Below are 15,464 nucleotides of genomic sequence, written 5' to 3'. Positions count from 1 at the left end.
GATCGCGCATTTCTAAGGTCTAAAAATTGGCCCCTTCGCGCGTTGACCGGGCCGGATCAGGCCTTTAGGTTCCGCGCCAGTTGATAACCCCCCTCCCAAATTGAGTGAAAGAGGATCGATGAAGGTCTTAGTGCCGGTAAAGCGGGTGGTCGATTACAACGTCAAGGTCCGCGTCAAGGGCGATGGATCGGGCGTTGAACTCGCCAACGTCAAGATGTCGATGAACCCGTTCGACGAAATCGCGGTCGAGGAAGCGCTGCGTCTGAAGGAAGCCGGCAAGGCGACCGAAGTCGTGGTGGTCTCCATTGGACCGGCGCAGGCGTCGGAGACGATCCGCACCGGTCTTGCCATGGGCGCCGACCGCGGCATCCTGGTGAAGGCCGACGGCAATGTCGAGCCGCTCGCCGTTGCCAAGATCCTGAAGAAGGTTGCTGACGAAGAGCAGCCGGGCCTGATCATTCTGGGCAAGCAGGCGATCGACGACGACTCGAACCAGACCGGCCAGATGCTGGCCGCGCTGCTCGGCTGGTCGCAGGCGACCTTCGCTTCCAAACTCGAGGTCGAAGGATCTGACTTCAAGGTCACGCGCGAAGTCGACGGCGGCCTGCAGACCGTCAAGCTGAAGGGACCGGCGATCGTCACCACCGATCTCCGTCTCAACGAGCCGCGTTACGCTTCGCTTCCGAACATCATGAAGGCGAAGAAGAAGCCGATCGCGGAGAAGACCGTCGCCGATTACGGCGTCGACGTCGCCGCGCGTCTCGAGGTTCTCAAGACCACTGAACCGGCGGGCCGCAAGGCGGGCGTCAAGGTCAAGGACGTCGCCGAGCTGGTGTCGAAACTCAAGAACGAAGCCGGGGTGCTCTGATGACGACGCTTCTGATTGCCGAACACGACAATGCGTCGCTCAAGGATGCGACCAACAAGGCCCTGACCGCGGCTGCCGCGCTCGGCGCGGACGTCGAGGTGCTGGTGGCCGGCCAGAACGCCAAGGCCGCGGCCGACGCCGCTGCCAAGCTCGCCGGCGTGAAGAAGGTGCTGCTTGCCGACGGCGCGCCCTATGCGCACGATCTGGCCGAGCCGCTGGCTGCGCTGATCGTCTCGCTGGCTTCCGGCTATGACGCGATCGTCGCGCCCGCGACCTCGCGCTTCAAGAACGTGATGCCGCGCGTCGCAGCCCTGCTCGACGTCATGCAGGTCTCGGAGATCATCAAGGTGGTCGCCCCCGACACCTATGAGCGTCCGATCTATGCTGGCAACGCCATCCAGACGGTGAAGTCGAAGGACGCCAAGAAGGTCATCACGGTCCGCACCTCCACCTTCGCCGCGGCGGGCGAAGGCGGCAGCGCGAGCGTCGAGAACGTTGCGGCGGCGGCCGATCCCGGCCTGTCGTCCTTCGTCGGCGAGGAAGTCGCCAAGAGCGACCGTCCCGAGCTGACCTCGGCGAAGATCATCGTCTCCGGTGGCCGCGCCATGCAGAGCCGCGAGAACTTCGCCAAGTACATCGAGCCGCTGGCCGACAAGCTGGGCGCCGGCGTCGGTGCCTCGCGCGCGGCGGTGGACGCCGGCTATGCGCCGAACGACTGGCAGGTCGGCCAGACCGGCAAGGTCGTGGCCCCCGAGCTCTATGTCGCGGTCGGCATCTCCGGCGCGATCCAGCATCTGGCCGGCATGAAGGACTCCAAGGTGATCGTCGCGATCAACAAGGACGAGGACGCGCCGATCTTCCAGGTCGCCGATTATGGCCTGGTCGCCGACCTCTACCAGGCGGTTCCTGAGCTGACCGACGAACTCGCCAAGCTCGGCAAGTAAAAGCCGTACAAAACACCGGCCGGAGGTATAAACTCCGGCCGGTGTTTCATTTTTGAGGCGTTTTCTTTGGCGTGGGGCACGCCTTCGAAGCGATCCAATCTAGGTTTCGAGCCAAGGTTCTGATTAAATCAGGCTTCTGGTCAAATCAGACCTCCCGGCTCAGGGGATAGGCAGGGCGCGATCTGCGCGCCGTTCCGGTGGATGACATTATGGCGGCAGTGATCAAGAAGGTCGGCGTGATCGGCGCGGGTCAGATGGGCAATGGCATCGCGCATGTTGCGGCGTTGGCCGGCTTCGACGTGGTGCTCAACGACGTTTCGGCGGACCGCCTGAAGTCGGGCATGGCCACCATCAACGGAAATCTGGCCCGCCAGGTCTCCAAGAAGGCCGTCTCCGAGGACGACAAGACCAAGGCGATGGCGCGCATCTCGCTGGCCGAGAAGCTCGACGATCTCGCCGATTGCGATCTCGTGATCGAGACCGCGGTCGAGAAGGAAGAGGTCAAGCGCAAGATCTTCCACGAGCTCTGCGCGGTGTTGAAGCCCGAGGCGATCGTCGCCTCCGACACGTCCTCGATCTCGATCACCCGCCTTGCCGCCGCCACCGACCGGCCCGAGCGCTTCATCGGCATTCACTTCATGAATCCGGTGCCGCTGATGGAGCTGGTGGAGCTGATCCGCGGCATCGCCACCGACGATTCCACCTTCGAGGCCTCCAAGGAATTCGTCGCCAAGCTCGGCAAGCAGGTCGCCGTCTCCGAAGATTTCCCGGCCTTCATCGTCAACCGTATCCTGCTGCCGATGATCAACGAGGCGATCTACACGCTGTATGAAGGCGTCGGCAACGTCGAGGCGATCGACGCCGCGATGAAGCTCGGGGCGCACCATCCGATGGGGCCGCTCGAGCTCGCCGACTTCATCGGCCTCGATACCTGCCTGTCGATCATGCAGGTCCTCCACGAGGGCCTTGCCGACTCCAAATATCGCCCGTGCCCGCTGCTGGTGAAATACGTCGAGGCCGGCTGGCTCGGCCGCAAGACCCAGCGTGGTTTCTACGACTACCGCGGCGCCAAGCCGGTTCCGACGCGGTAAAGGCGGTCCCGGCGCCGTGGGTGCCGTAGGGTGGATTAGCGAAGCGTAATCCACCGCTGTCTGTCTCCACGGAAACCAAAGAGGTGGGTTACGCCTTCGGCTAACCCACCCTACGGCACCTGTGACAATTCATGTCCCATTAACCGCTCGCCTCTAGGTTACGGCCAGTACGAGGGTTCGCGTAATGGACATGATGGCGATGGTCAGCACCATGCTGGCCGCTCAGCAAGGCGCACTGCAGTCGAATATTGCGGCGACGCTGACCAAGCAGAACATGGATATGGAGAAATCCACGGTCCTGACGCTGATGGGCGCCGGTCAGCCCTCCCTTGCCAATGTCGGCCCCGGCGTCGGCGGCAATCTCAACGTGACGGCCTGAACCACCCTAGAACGAGGCGGCGGCCTTGCCGGTCGCGGCCCGCAGCAGCTTGAGCGCATCCTCGCTCGCCCATTCCGCCGGCCCCGCGATCGTCGCGATCTCGCAGCCCTGCGGGTCGACCAGCACCGAGGTCGGCATGCCCAGCGCCCGGCCTATCGCCTTAAGATCCTGGAAAACCTTGGCTTTCTGGTCGCTGAAATAGCTCAGACGGGTCAGATTGGCCTCTTTCAGGAAGGTCCTGGGCTTCTCCGCGTCGCGGGTGTCGATGTTGATCGCCACCACCTCGAAATTCGGGCCCGACAGCTTGCCCTGGAGCTCGTCCAGCGCCGGCATTTCCTTGCGGCAGGGCACGCACCAGGTGGCCCAGAGGTTCACCAGCAGCGTCTTGCCGCGGAAATCGGACAGTTTCTTCGGCTTGCCGTCGGCATCCTCGAAGGTGAGGTCGGGCAGCTTCAGCGGTGCGCTGGCCATGGTTAGCGCCGCCAGCTCGCCATGGGCGAGCGGGGCAATCTTTTGCGCCGTCGCCACCGCCGGCTTGCAGGTCGGATCGCCTGAGGGCGCCCGGCTCAGGCCCAGCCCGTACAGCGCGGCGAACGCGGCCAGCCCTCCAACCGCCACGGTGGCGATGACGAGGGGGATCCGGCGCGTGGCGGAGGGCTTCTTGTCGAGCATATCGTTTGTCATCCGGTCGCAGATATGGCTATCAGGGGCCTCTTAATACGGCTGGCTGCGGCCAGCAAATGTGCGGCAAGGCAAGGCGCGAGCAGGGGATCATGAGCAACAAGATGTGGGGCGGCCGGTTCTCGGAGCGTCCCGATGAGATCATGGAAGAGATCAACGTCTCCATCGACGTCGATCGTCACCTCTTTGCCCAGGACATTGCCGCGTCCAAGGCCCACGCCGCGATGCTCGCCGCGAATGGCATCATCACGGCCTCTGATGCGAAAAATATCGGCAAGGGTCTAGACACGATTTTGTCAGAGATCGGCAAGGGCGGGTTCGAATTCAAGCGCGCGCTCGAGGACATCCATATGAATGTCGAGAGCCGCCTGTCGGAGCTGATCGGCCCCGCCGCCGGCCGGCTGCACACCGCGCGCTCGCGCAACGACCAGGTCGCGACCGACTTCCGTCTCTATGTCCGCGATGTGCTCGACGAGACCGATGCCGCGCTCGCCGCGTTCCAGGCCGCGCTGGTCAATCGCGCGCTCGAACATGCCGCGACCGTGATGCCCGGCTTCACGCATCTTCAGACTGCGCAGCCCGTGACCTTCGGCCACCATCTGCTCGCCTATGTCGAGATGGCCGCGCGCGACCGCGGCCGCTTCCAGGACGCGCGCAAGCGGCTCAATGAATCGCCGCTCGGCGCCGCGGCGCTCGCCGGCACCTCGTTCCCGATCGACCGCCACGCCACCGCGAAGGCGCTCGGCTTCGACCGCCCGATGGCGAACTCGCTCGATGCCGTCTCCGATCGCGATTTCGTGCTGGAGACCTTGTCCGCGGCCTCGATCTGCGCCGTGCACATGTCGCGCTTTGCCGAGGAGATCGTGATCTGGACCTCGCCCCTGGTCGGCCTGGTCCGGCTCAGCGACAAGTTCACCACCGGTTCCTCGATCATGCCGCAGAAGCGCAATCCGGATGCGGCCGAGCTGGTGCGTGCCAAGACCGGCCGCGTCATCGGTGCGCTCAATGGCCTGCTCATCGTGATGAAGGGCCTGCCGCTCGCCTATCAAAAGGACATGCAGGAGGACAAGCAGGGCGCCATGGAGGGCTTTGCCGCCCTGTCGCTGGCGATCCGCGCCATGACCGGCATGGTCCGCGACCTCGTGCCTGATGAGGCCAAGATGAAGGCGGCCGCAGGCGAGGGCTATGCCACCGCGACCGATCTCGCCGACTGGCTGGTGCGGACCCTGAAGATGCCGTTCCGCGACGCCCACCACGTCACCGGCCGCATCGTCGCCAAGGCAGCCGAGGGCGGCGTGGCGCTGCACGAGCTGCCGCTGAAGGAGATGCAGGCAATCGAGCCCAAGATCACCAAGGACGTGCTCGGCGTGCTCTCGGTCGAATCGTCGGTGAAGAGCCGGACCAGCTTCGGCGGCACCGCGCCGAAGAATGTGATGTCGCAGGCGAAGAGCTGGGCGAAGCGGCTGGAAAAAGAGCGGAAATAGGGCTGCGGGCAAAATTTCGCTTATGTTTCATGGTCATCCGGCTCTCGCCAGAGCGCGCCAATCTCTGTATGGTGCGCCCCGCGTAGTGGGGATTTCGTCGTGACGTCAAAGTTTCGCCCGGCCGGCTCGGGGTGGGCCATCATTGTCTTGAGCCTGACGGCGCTCGCGCTGGCCGGCTGCGGCCGCAAAGGTCCGCTCGATCTGCCGCCGACCGCCTCCAGTGCGTCCACGGCCAACATCGCCGGGCCGACCGATACCGACACCGAAGCCCAGAAGACGCCGAGCGTGTTCAATCCGACCTACGGTGCGGACGCAGCTCCAGCGGCGCCCAAGGGCAACAAGAAATCGTTTATTCTCGATCCGCTCCTGGACGACAAACCCGGCCGGTAGGCCGGGGTAACTGAGCCAACGCCATGAACCATTTCGACTATCGCAACGGCGTGCTGCACGCCGAGGCCGTGAACCTGTCCGAGCTGGCCGCGACCGTCGGCACGCCGTTCTATTGCTATTCGACCGCGACGCTAGAGCGGCATTACCGCGTCTTCACCGAGGCTTTCGCCGGCGAGAAGGTGCTGGTCTGCTACGCCATGAAGGCGAACTCGAACCAGTCGGTGCTGCGCACGCTGGCCAAGCTCGGCGCCGGCGCCGACGTGGTCTCGGGCGGTGAGTTGAAGCGCGCGCTCGCCGCGGGCATTCCCGCCAGCAAGATCCTGTTCTCCGGCGTCGGCAAGACGGAAGACGAGCTGCGCGCCGCGCTGGCCGCCGACATCCTCTGCCTCAACGTCGAATCCGAGCCCGAGCTCGAATTGCTGTCGCGCCTTGCGACCGAAACGGGCAGGACCGCGCGCATCTCGATCCGCGTCAATCCCGACGTCGATGCCGGCACGCATGCCAAGATCTCCACCGGCAAGTCCGAGAACAAGTTCGGCATCCCGATCGTGCATGCCCGCGAGGTCTACGCGCGCGCGGCGAAGCTGCCCGGAATCAAGGTGACCGGCACCGACGTGCATATCGGCAGCCAGATCACCGATCTCTCCGGCATGGAGACGGCGTTCCGCATCCTCTCCGACTTCGTGCAGACGCTGCGCAGCGACGGCCACGACATCAGCCACGTCGATTTCGGCGGCGGCCTCGGCATTCCCTATTACATGGACCGCGAGGCGCCGCCGGCGCCCGCCGCCTATGCCGCCATGGTCAAGCGCGTCAGCCACAATCTCGGCTGTACGCTGATGTTCGAGCCGGGCCGCATGATCGTCGGCAACGCCGGCATCCTGGTCGCCAAGGTGATCTATGTGAAGCACGGCGACGGCAAGAATTTCGTCATCATCGACGCCGCGATGAACGACCTGATCCGCCCGACGCTGTACGAGGCCCATCACGACATCCTGCCGGTGACGCAGCCGGCGAAGGGGGCTGACACGATCAAGGCCGACGTGGTCGGCCCGGTCTGCGAGACCGGCGACTATCTCGCGCTCGACCGCACGCTGCCGACGCCGAAGGCGGGCGATCTCCTCGTGATCATGACGGCCGGTGCCTATGGCGCCGTGCAGGCCGGCACCTACAACACGCGTCCGCTGGTGCCCGAGGTGCTGGTGAAGGGCGATCAATACGCCGTGGTGCGCCCGCGCATCGAGGTCGAGCAGCTGATCGCGATGGACACGCCGGCGCCGTGGCTGTGAGGACGCCGGCGAGGTGCACTCGCCGGCGCTACGTGCTCGTTACGGCCCGTATTTCGGAGCCGGCTTCTGATTGAAATCGTTGTCGTCGGTGACGCAGGTGAAGCTCGCCGCATTGTTGCTGTCGCCGCGGCCGTTGTACTTCGCGACCTTGGGGAATACGCAGAGCGGCCGGGTCATCTGGACTGCAGGCGGCGTATCGGCCACGAACTTCGTGGCGAGGATCGTGTCCGGCGCGACGCCGGCCTCGACCCATTTGACCAGCGGTGTGAGCGCATCGAACGTGTTCGGACCAGGCCCGCCCGAGCAATGATACATGCCGGGCACCATGAACAGACGCGTGTAGCTCTGGGTCCGCCTCAGCGCCGGATTGCCAGGGCCGTTGCCATGATCGAAGAAGCTGGCCTCTTGCACCCCCTGGCCCTCATTCCCCACCAGCGCGAGGAAATAGTTGATGCTGCTCTGCGACGGGATCAGCGGATCGGCCCAGCCGTGGTACATCAGCAGCTTGCCGCCATGCGCGCGGAATTCGCCGAGATCGGTGCTGGTGGCGTTCAGCACCGCGGCAAGCTGGTCGTCCACCTTGGCGATGTCATGGTGGAAGTCGAAATTGGCAAAATTGGTTGGGCTTGAAGGGTAGCCGAAGCTCGGGCCGAACACCCAATAGAACAGGCCGTCGAAGGCCGGCTCGGGCAGCCGCTCCTGAAAGGCAAGACCGAGCGCGAGGATATCGTCGGTCTCGTTGCCGCGCTGCGATCCCGGATTGATGATCTGCCCGTTCACCGGGTCGATCGTGCCGGCGTAGTACCGCTGCATGGTCGTGACCTGCTCGGAGGTCAGGCATGCGGGCGGCACATTGCCGCCTTTGCAGAGCAGGACCTTCGGATCGAAACGGCAATCGCGCGGGTCGGTCAGGAACTGATCGGTGGGGGCGCCGCCGTCCTGTCCGACGCATTGCTTGAGCACGGCCTGGTTGATCAGAGTCATCTGGCCAGTCTGGATGAACCGCCCGGGGCTCGCATGCGCGTTCTGCCAGCCATAGAGGCCCGCCATGTGCAGGTGGGTGCGGTTGAACGCGGGCGCGCCGGCGAGGATGCCGTCGTAATCATTGGGGAAGCGCTGCGCCTCCATCAGGGCGTTCTGACCACCGGTGGAGCAGCCGGCGAAATAGGCCCTCTGCGGCCGCTGTCCGTAAAACACATTGGCGATTTCCTTGCCGCGCACGGTCATCAGATGAATCGCGCGATAACCGAAATCCTTGATCCGCTCGGGATGCCCGAACAGGCCGGCCGAGGGGCTCGCGGGATCGCCGAATTGAATGGCGAGCGGATTGCCCATGTTGCCGGCCGAGCCGCAGAACAGCGGATTGCATCCCGAAGATCCGGTGCCGAGATCGCTGTTGGTCGCGGCAAAGCCGGCCCGGAGGCCGATGGCGAGCTCATTGTAGGTGATCACGCCCTGGAAGCCGCCGCCGCCGGTGCCGAGGAACCTGCCGTTCCAACTGGTCTCGGGCAGCCAGACCTCGATCCTGATGCCGGAGTCGGAGCTGGGGACCAGGGTTGCGGTGACGCGGCAGAAAGCGGGCAGGCCGGTGATCGGGCTCGCGCCGGGCGGCACGAAGGTGCCGGTCGTGTTGTCGTCCGCCGAATTGATCACCGTGTGCGGCAGTTGCAAGGATCGAAGATTGGTGCACGCCGTCGCAATTGCAGGCGAACTGATTGCGACACTGGCAAACAGGGCCATGGCCGCACCGACAAGTAAGTGTCGATGACGCTTCATTCCGTCCTCCCGGGATTTTTTGCAGGCTTGTAGAGAGGACAGGATAACTTACAAAGAATACAACTCAAGGGTGAAAGGTGGCGCCGCGAGATTTACGAGACGCTCGCGCGCCAGTTGCGGTGTCGTAGCCCGGATGCAGCGGTGCGCCATCCGGGACTCTCGGAATGATGCAGCAATCCCGGATGTCGCTTTCGCTCCATCCGGGCTGCGCGGCTTAAGGCGTGCGGCTATTTCCCTGCCAAACCGCCCTTGCCGCCGACCACGACTCCCGCCTGCTTTTCGATCGGCTTGATCGCCGCGGTGAAATCGGACTCGGCGCCTTCCGCGGCGATCACCGTCTCCCAGAGACGCCCGACTGCGTCGGCGACCTCCATCGACAGGCCGAGCTGCTTCATCTCCTCCAGCGCCAGCCGCACGTCCTTCACCATCAGCCCCGTGGCGAAGCCGAAATCGAAGCTGCGCGGCAGCACCGAGCGCGGAAACTTGTCGCGGCTCGCGGTGTTCATGCCCGAGCCCGCATTGATGACGTCGATCATCACCGCGGGATCGAGCCCGGCCTTCACGCCCATCACGACGGCTTCGGACGTCGCCACGATGGCGGTGGCCGACAGGAAATTGTTGGCGAGCTTCATGGTCTGCGCCGCGCCGGGCTTCTCGCCGATGAAGAACACCTTTCCGATCACGTCGAGTGCCGGCTTCAGGAGCTCGAACTCCGCCTTCGGCCCCGACACCATCACCGCCAGCGTGCCCTTCTCGGCGCCGCCGACGCCGCCGGAGACGGGGCAGTCGATTTGCACGATGCCGCGCTTGGCGAGCAGGCCGTGGATCTTCACGGCCATCGCCGAGCCGACGGTCGACAGATCGATGAAGCGCTTGGCGCGCTTGCCCTCGATCACGCCGTTGGCGCCCGTGGCGACCTCGAGCGAAGCCTGCAGCGAGGGCAGGCTCGCCATCACGGTCTCGACCTGGTCGGCGACGTCCTTCGGCGATGTCGCAGCCGTCGCGCCGCGGGCCACGAGCTTGTCCGTGACCTCCTTGCGCGTGTCGAACACGACGAGCCTGTGCCCCGCCTCGATCAGCCGCCGCGCCATCGGGAAACCCATGTTTCCGAGCCCGATGAATCCGATGTCCATGGTGTTTCCTTGTGCTTGTTATTCGTTGTTGGTCGAGAACTGCGCGCCACATCTTCGGTGTCGTCCCGGCGAAGGCCGGGAACCCCAGGGAGCGGTGTGGCGCGAAGCTGATAACTCCGAGTCCCCGTAACCACATCTGCCTGTGGTTACGGGTCCCGGCCCCCCGCGCGCAATTGCGCGCTAGGCCGGGACGACGGTGGTGAGGGGAGTTCGCGCCCCTCACCGCAGCCCTCACGCCTTCCCGTCGATCTCCGCGAACACCTCGCGCGCGATGCGGAAGCTGTCGACGGCGGCCGGCATGCCGCCATAGATCGCGACCTGCATCAGGATCTCGCGGATCTCGTCGCGGCTGACGCCGTTGGTGAGCGCGCCCTTCAGATGCGCGCGAAACTCGTGCTGGCGGTTGAGGATCGCGATCATCGCGATGTTGAGCATGCTGCGGGTCTTGCGCGGCAGTTCCTCGCGGCCCCACACCGTGCCCCAGCAATATTCGTTGAGCATCTCCTGGAACGGACGGTTGAAATCGTCGACGTTCTTCAGGGCGTTGTTGACATAGGCTTCCCCCAGCACCGCTTTGCGGACTTCCAGGCCCTTGTCGTGCATTTTCTTGTCCATGGCGTTTCCTTCTCGTCCTCTTGGGAATGGCGCGCGGAAATTACGGGGTTGCGGCGGGCCAGTCACGTCCTCGTGTTATGCGGGAAAAGGGGTGTCTCCCGTACAGGAACGGATGCCTCAGTGCTGCCGTTGTGGTAGGCTTCGCTCTACCGGGCAACCTGGAGAGCTTATTGAACGGCGTCACCCCCGACCCGTCAGACCCGATCCGCGATGGCGACGCTCTGTCGCGGCTGAAGCTGGCGCAGGCCCTCGACAGGGCCATCTATGCCATCGCGTGGGAGCGTGCCTGGCCAAATCTCGCGCGGCTATTGACCGTCATCGGCTTGTTCCTCGTGGTGTCCTGGGCCGGTCTCTGGCTGGCGCTGCCGTTCCTCGCCCGTGCCATCGGTCTCGCCGTCTTCGCCGGCCTCGCGATTGCTGCCTTGTTCCCGCTGGTCCGCTTCCGCTGGCCGAGCCGCGAGGAAGCGCTGAGCCGGCTCGACCGCGGCTCCGGCATCCGCCATCGCCCGGCCACCACGCTCACCGACACGCTGAGCTCGCAGGACCCGATCGCGAAGGCGTTGTGGCAGGCGCAGCGCGAGCGCACGCTGGCCTCGCTCAAGCGCATCCGTGCCGGCCTGCCGCGGCCGCGGCTCGCGCTGCATGATCCCTGGGCGCTGCGTGCCCTGGTCATGGTGATGCTGGTTGCGACGTTCTTTGCCGCGGGCGACGAGCGCGCGATGCGCCTCGGCGCCGCCTTCGACTGGAACGGCGTGCTGGCACCGGCCAATGTCCGCGTCGACGCCTGGGTCACGCCGCCGCTCTACACCGGCAAGCCGCCGGTGATCCTGTCGGCCGCGAACAAGGAAGCCGCCGCGCTGCCCGCGAGCGGCCCGCTCGCCGTGCCTGCCGGCTCGACCCTGATCGTGCGGTCGTCCGGCGGAACCCTGGACGTCGTCGTCTCCGGCGGCCTCAAGGAGGTCGCTCCCACCGAGGCCACGCCGAAGGGCACCAACGAAAAGCACTTTGCCATCACCGCCGACGGCACCGCGCATGTCCGCGCGCCGTCCGGCCAGCCGCAATGGGCTTTTGCCGCGACGCCCGATCGTCCGCCGACGATCTCGCTCGCCAAGGATCCCGAGCGCCAGGCGCGCGGCGCGCTGCAGCTCTCCTACAAGATCGAGGACGATTACGGCGTCACCGGCGCCGAGGCGCAGATCGGTCTGCGTGCTGCCGATGGCAAGGACCCAACTAAGGACGACACCAAGGCCGCCGCCGCGCGGCCGCTGTTCCAGCCGCCGCAATTCCCGCTGGTGCTGCCAAATGCGCGCACCCGCAACGGCGTCGGCCAGACCGTGAAGGATCTCAGCGAGGATCCCTATGCCGGCGCCGACGTCACCCTGACGCTCACCGCCAAGGACGAGGCCGGCAACGAGGCCAAGAGCGAACCCTTCAACATGCGCCTGCCCGAGCGCCTCTTCACCAACTCGCTAGCGCGCGCGCTGATCGAGCAGCGCCGCATCCTCGCGCTCGACGCCAACAAGAATTCCGACGTCTACGCCGCGCTCGACGCGCTGATGATCGCGCCCGACTTGTTCACGCCGGATGCCGGCTGCTATCTCGGCCTGCGCAGCCTCGCGCTCCAGCTCGAAGCGGCCCGCACCGACGACGCGCTGCGCGAGGTGGTGGGCAGCATGTGGGCGTTCGCGGTCACCATCGAGGACGACGGCGTCGCCGGCAGCGTCAACGCGGCGCTGCGCTCGGCGCAGGATGCGCTCAAGCGGGCGTTGGAACGCGGCGCCAGCGAGGACGAGATCAAGGTCCTGACGCAGAAGCTCCGCGAGGCCATGGCCGGCAAGGTGCGCGATCTCGCCCGCCGCGCCGAGCAGAATCCGCTCGGGCCCCGGCAGCCGTTCCCCGCGGAGGTCCAGCTCATCCTCGACAAGGCGATCCAGCTGCGACAGAAGACCCAGAATGCGACGGCGGAGCAGCTCGAGGAGCTGGCGCAGCAGCAGGACGCGCTTCGCCAGCAGCTTCAGGCCTATCGCAAGTCGGCGAGCAACCGGGCCAAGGCGGGCAACGACGGGGCCAACCAGTTTACGCGAGACCGGAAATGCGGAAGCTAGCGCGCGTGCCAGTCTTCAAGGCGATCCCGATCGCCTGCCTCGCTCTGCTGCTCGGCGGCGTCGCGCCGGCGGCTGCCCAGCTGGACCAGGATCCCGACGCGCTGCTCGACAGCGCCGAAAAGGCGATGCAGGATTCCGGCGACAGCCTCAGGCAGAAGGAATCCGGCAAGAGCCTGGGCAACCAGTCGGACGCGATCCATAAGCTCGAGGAATACAAGCGCGCGACGGAACGGAGCCAGTCCTCCAACCGTGATCGCAACGTCATCACGCAGCGCGATCTCGACGAACTCTTGAAGCAGATCGAGAAGGCCGCGCGCGAAGGCAACAAAGAGGCCGCGCAGCGCATGCTCGAGCAGCTCGCGCAGATCATGGAAAATCTCCAGATGGCGCAGCCGGGGCAGTCCGGCGACAGCGACATGGAACAGGCGCTGAACGAGCTCAGCGACATGATCCGCAAGCAGCAGCAATTGCGCGACAAGACCTTCAAGCAGGGCCAGGATTCCCGGCGTGACCGCTCGCGCGGCAAGCAGCCGGGCGACCAGTCGATGTCGGACCTCCAGCAGGACCAGCAGGCGCTGCGCGATCGCCTGAAGAAGCTGCAGGACGAGCTCGCCAAGCGCGGTCTCACGCAGAAGGGACCGAAGGGCCAGAAAGGCCAGCCGGGACAGAAGGGCCAGCAGGGCGACCCCGGACAGTCCGGCCAGGATGGCGATCAGGACGGCGACCAGAGCGATGACGACGGCAGCCTCGACGCCGCCGACGGCGCCATGGGCGATGCCGGCTCGAAGCTCGGCGAAGGCAATGCGGACGGCGCCGTGGATTCGCAGGGCAAGGCGCTCGACGCTTTGCGCAAAGGTGCGCAGAAGATGGCCGAGGCGATGCAGCAGGGCGACGGCGACGGGCAGGGCGATGGCCCCGGCAACCGGGCCGGCCGTCAGCAGAGCGGCGGCAATCAGACCGACCCGCTCGGCCGTCCGCTCCATGGCCGTGAATTCAGCGACGATTACACGGTCAAGATCCCCGGCGAGATCGACGCCCAGCGCGTCCGCCGCATCCTCGAAGAACTCCGCCGCCGCTTGGGCGATCCCTCGCGCCCGCAGATCGAGCTCGATTACATCGAGCGGCTGCTGAAGGATTTTTGAGGCTGCGAGCTCTCTCCCCGATGTCGTCCCGGCGAAGGCCGGGACCCATAACCACAGGGAGTGGTTTGGCGAAGACTCGGAGTGACCAGCTCGCGTCGTGACTGCTGCTGGGGAGTATGGGTCCCGGCCTTCGCCGGGACGACACCGATCGTGCAGGAGCAACCTCGCGTCACAGCGGCGGCAGCTGCTCGCTACCCCTTCTTCGCCGCCAGCGCATCCGCCACTGCGGTGCGGATATCGGCGACCGAGAACGGCTTGGTCACGACGTCATGCACCAGCGCATTCAAGTTCGAGGCGCGCTCGCGCTGGTCGGCAAAGCCGGTCATCAACAAAATGGTGAGGTCGGGGAAATCGCGCGCGGCGGACAGCGCCAGCGCGATGCCGTCCATGACCGGCATCTGGATGTCGGTGAGCAGAAGGTCGAACGCGCCGTCCTCGCGGGTCAGGATCTCCAGCGCCTCGGCGCCGTCCTGCGCCGTCACGGTCTCATGGCCGTCCATGGCGATGGCGCGCGCCACCAGCGTGCGCATCGAGTCCTCGTCGTCGGCGATCAGGATTTTCGGCATGAGACCAGCCTTGGGATCAGCTCCCGCGGATATTGCGAACCTGATTACACGCTGCCACCGGCGATGTCGCGCCGGTTGAAGAAGCGGACGTCGATGTTGCGGCCCTCCGGCGGCGGCGAGGCGAGGCGCGAGCGGAAGAAGGCGCGCTCGCCGGGCTGCAGCACGGTCTGTTCCAGCACGGTGTTCCAGGCGTAGATCTCCGCGCCTTGCGCGTCGCGCACCGCAAAGCGCAGCCGCGGGATATCGAGCGGCTTCTTGCCCTGACCGACGATCACGCCCTCGATCACCAACACCTGCTTACCGTCGACGGTCTCGCTGGAGAGCTTGACGTCCTTGAAGGTCAGACCGCGCAGGTTAACGTCGAGCCCGACCATCTTGTAGAAGGCCGCCGTCTGCGGCAGCAGGCGCACCACGTCGCCGCGCCACATGATCATGGCGAGCACCAGTGCGGCCATGGCGGCGCAGGCGGTCGGCAGGCCGAAATAGGATTTGCGCGGTGCCACGGCCGGCGTCGGGCGCTTGACCCGCGCCCCGGGGCGGCTGAACAGGTTGCGGAACCAGGATTGGTGCTGGGCGCCGACGGCTTCTTCCTCGGCGGCCCGGGCCGCTGCCGACCACTCGTCCTCGATCTCCTGGGCGGTCTCGGCCGGCCAGTCGCCCGCGATCGAGGGGCTTTCGACCACCGGGGTGTCGGCGGCGTTATCGTCCTTGGCGTAGGAGTTCCACTGCTCGGCAAGGTCGGATTGGTCGTCGGCCTGGCTGGCCGCGGCCATGGCCGGGACGGATGCCTCCTCGATGGCATCCTCGGCATAGGCGACCCAGGTTTCCTTGCAGCGGGAGCAGCGGACCGTCCGCCCGTTCGCCCCGAGGCTCGCGGGCTTGATGGCGTAGGATGTCGTACAATGGGGGCAGACGATATGCATGGACGAGCCTTGATGCACGAACTGGTCTTGACGAGCCGGAGTGGCGGTTGCTCAGGATGCTACAAGGCGACCGTTAAC

15 protein-coding genes are annotated in these 15,464 nt (G+C 65.8%); 9 read left to right on the top strand and 6 right to left on the bottom strand.

Annotated features, from left to right (window positions below):
* Positions 1–118 precede the first annotated feature (118 nt).
* The 4 genes from JQ617_RS16525 (at position 119) to JQ617_RS16510 (ending at position 3,282) form a co-directional block, all read left to right on the top strand.
* On the top strand, positions 119–868 hold the full coding sequence (locus tag JQ617_RS16525) for an electron transfer flavoprotein subunit beta/FixA family protein (RefSeq protein WP_063694667.1): 750 nt from the start codon (positions 119–121) through the stop codon (positions 866–868).
* Positions 868–1,812 (top strand): electron transfer flavoprotein subunit alpha/FixB family protein, encoded by a 945-nt coding sequence (locus JQ617_RS16520; RefSeq protein ID WP_063694666.1) that lies wholly within the window; start codon positions 868–870, stop codon positions 1,810–1,812. The genes JQ617_RS16525 and JQ617_RS16520 overlap by 1 nt, the downstream gene beginning before the upstream one ends.
* A gap of 209 nt (positions 1,813–2,021) precedes the next feature.
* The gene (locus JQ617_RS16515) at positions 2,022–2,903 is read left to right on the top strand and encodes a 3-hydroxybutyryl-CoA dehydrogenase (RefSeq protein WP_063694665.1); all 882 of its coding nucleotides are present in this window, start codon (positions 2,022–2,024) and stop codon (positions 2,901–2,903) included.
* Positions 2,904–3,087: 184 nt separating this feature from the next.
* Positions 3,088–3,282: a putative motility protein gene (locus JQ617_RS16510; RefSeq protein ID WP_028182113.1), complete on the top strand. Its 195-nt coding sequence runs from the start codon at positions 3,088–3,090 to the stop codon at positions 3,280–3,282.
* Between the two features lie 6 nt (positions 3,283–3,288).
* Here JQ617_RS16510 and tlpA read toward each other — a convergent pair whose 3' ends face one another.
* Complete coding sequence (tlpA, locus tag JQ617_RS16505; RefSeq protein ID WP_212027210.1) at positions 3,289–3,954, bottom strand: thiol:disulfide interchange protein TlpA; 666 nt, start codon at positions 3,952–3,954, stop codon at positions 3,289–3,291.
* A 101-nt stretch (positions 3,955–4,055) separates the two neighbouring features.
* On the opposite strand from tlpA, the gene argH reads away from it, so the two are divergent.
* The 3 genes from argH to lysA all read left to right on the top strand — a co-directional run bounded on the left by argH (position 4,056) and on the right by lysA (position 7,126).
* On the top strand, positions 4,056–5,447 hold the full coding sequence (gene argH / locus JQ617_RS16500; RefSeq protein WP_063694663.1) for an argininosuccinate lyase: 1,392 nt from the start codon (positions 4,056–4,058) through the stop codon (positions 5,445–5,447).
* Between the two features lie 99 nt (positions 5,448–5,546).
* Positions 5,547–5,837: an LPS translocon maturation chaperone LptM gene (gene lptM / locus JQ617_RS16495; protein ID WP_212027209.1), complete on the top strand. Its 291-nt coding sequence runs from the start codon at positions 5,547–5,549 to the stop codon at positions 5,835–5,837.
* A gap of 23 nt (positions 5,838–5,860) precedes the next feature.
* A complete protein-coding gene (gene lysA, locus JQ617_RS16490; protein ID WP_212027208.1) occupies positions 5,861–7,126 on the top strand; it encodes a diaminopimelate decarboxylase in 1,266 nt (421 codons plus the stop codon).
* A 39-nt stretch (positions 7,127–7,165) separates the two neighbouring features.
* On the opposite strand, the gene JQ617_RS16485 is transcribed toward lysA, so the two are convergent.
* From JQ617_RS16485 to JQ617_RS16475, 3 genes are all read right to left on the bottom strand, one after another.
* Entirely contained in the window at positions 7,166–8,902 is a 1,737-nt protein-coding gene (locus JQ617_RS16485; protein ID WP_212027207.1) for a tannase/feruloyl esterase family alpha/beta hydrolase, read from the bottom strand.
* 227 nt (positions 8,903–9,129) lie between these two features.
* Positions 9,130–10,035: an NAD(P)-dependent oxidoreductase gene (locus JQ617_RS16480; RefSeq protein ID WP_212027206.1), complete on the bottom strand. Its 906-nt coding sequence runs from the start codon at positions 10,033–10,035 to the stop codon at positions 9,130–9,132.
* A 231-nt stretch (positions 10,036–10,266) separates the two neighbouring features.
* Positions 10,267–10,650 (bottom strand): carboxymuconolactone decarboxylase family protein, encoded by a 384-nt coding sequence (locus JQ617_RS16475; RefSeq protein WP_014491654.1) that lies wholly within the window; start codon positions 10,648–10,650, stop codon positions 10,267–10,269.
* A gap of 170 nt (positions 10,651–10,820) precedes the next feature.
* Here JQ617_RS16475 and JQ617_RS16470 point away from each other — a divergent pair, with 170 nt between their 5' ends.
* Together JQ617_RS16470 and JQ617_RS16465 are read left to right on the top strand one after the other, a co-directional pair.
* Complete coding sequence (locus tag JQ617_RS16470; protein WP_212027205.1) at positions 10,821–12,755, top strand: TIGR02302 family protein; 1,935 nt, start codon at positions 10,821–10,823, stop codon at positions 12,753–12,755.
* Positions 12,743–13,897 (top strand): DUF4175 family protein, encoded by a 1,155-nt coding sequence (locus JQ617_RS16465; RefSeq protein WP_212027204.1) that lies wholly within the window; start codon positions 12,743–12,745, stop codon positions 13,895–13,897. Before JQ617_RS16470 ends, JQ617_RS16465 begins: the two co-directional genes overlap by 13 nt.
* A 191-nt stretch (positions 13,898–14,088) precedes the next feature.
* Here JQ617_RS16465 and JQ617_RS16460 read toward each other — a convergent pair whose 3' ends face one another.
* Together JQ617_RS16460 and JQ617_RS16455 are read right to left on the bottom strand one after the other, a co-directional pair.
* A complete protein-coding gene (locus JQ617_RS16460; protein WP_025033579.1) occupies positions 14,089–14,463 on the bottom strand; it encodes a response regulator in 375 nt (124 codons plus the stop codon).
* Positions 14,464–14,507: 44 nt separating this feature from the next.
* Positions 14,508–15,386, bottom strand: a complete 879-nt coding sequence (locus JQ617_RS16455; RefSeq protein ID WP_212027203.1) for an MJ0042-type zinc finger domain-containing protein — start codon at positions 15,384–15,386, stop codon at positions 14,508–14,510.
* Positions 15,387–15,464: the final 78 nt, after the last annotated feature.

The organism is Bradyrhizobium sp. KB893862 SZCCT0404, assembly GCF_018130885.1.
In the GTDB taxonomy this organism is placed as follows: domain Bacteria; phylum Pseudomonadota; class Alphaproteobacteria; order Rhizobiales; family Xanthobacteraceae; genus Bradyrhizobium; species Bradyrhizobium stylosanthis.
The sequence above is the reverse complement of the archived record's forward strand: the minus strand, read 5'-3'. Positions and strand labels throughout refer to the sequence as shown.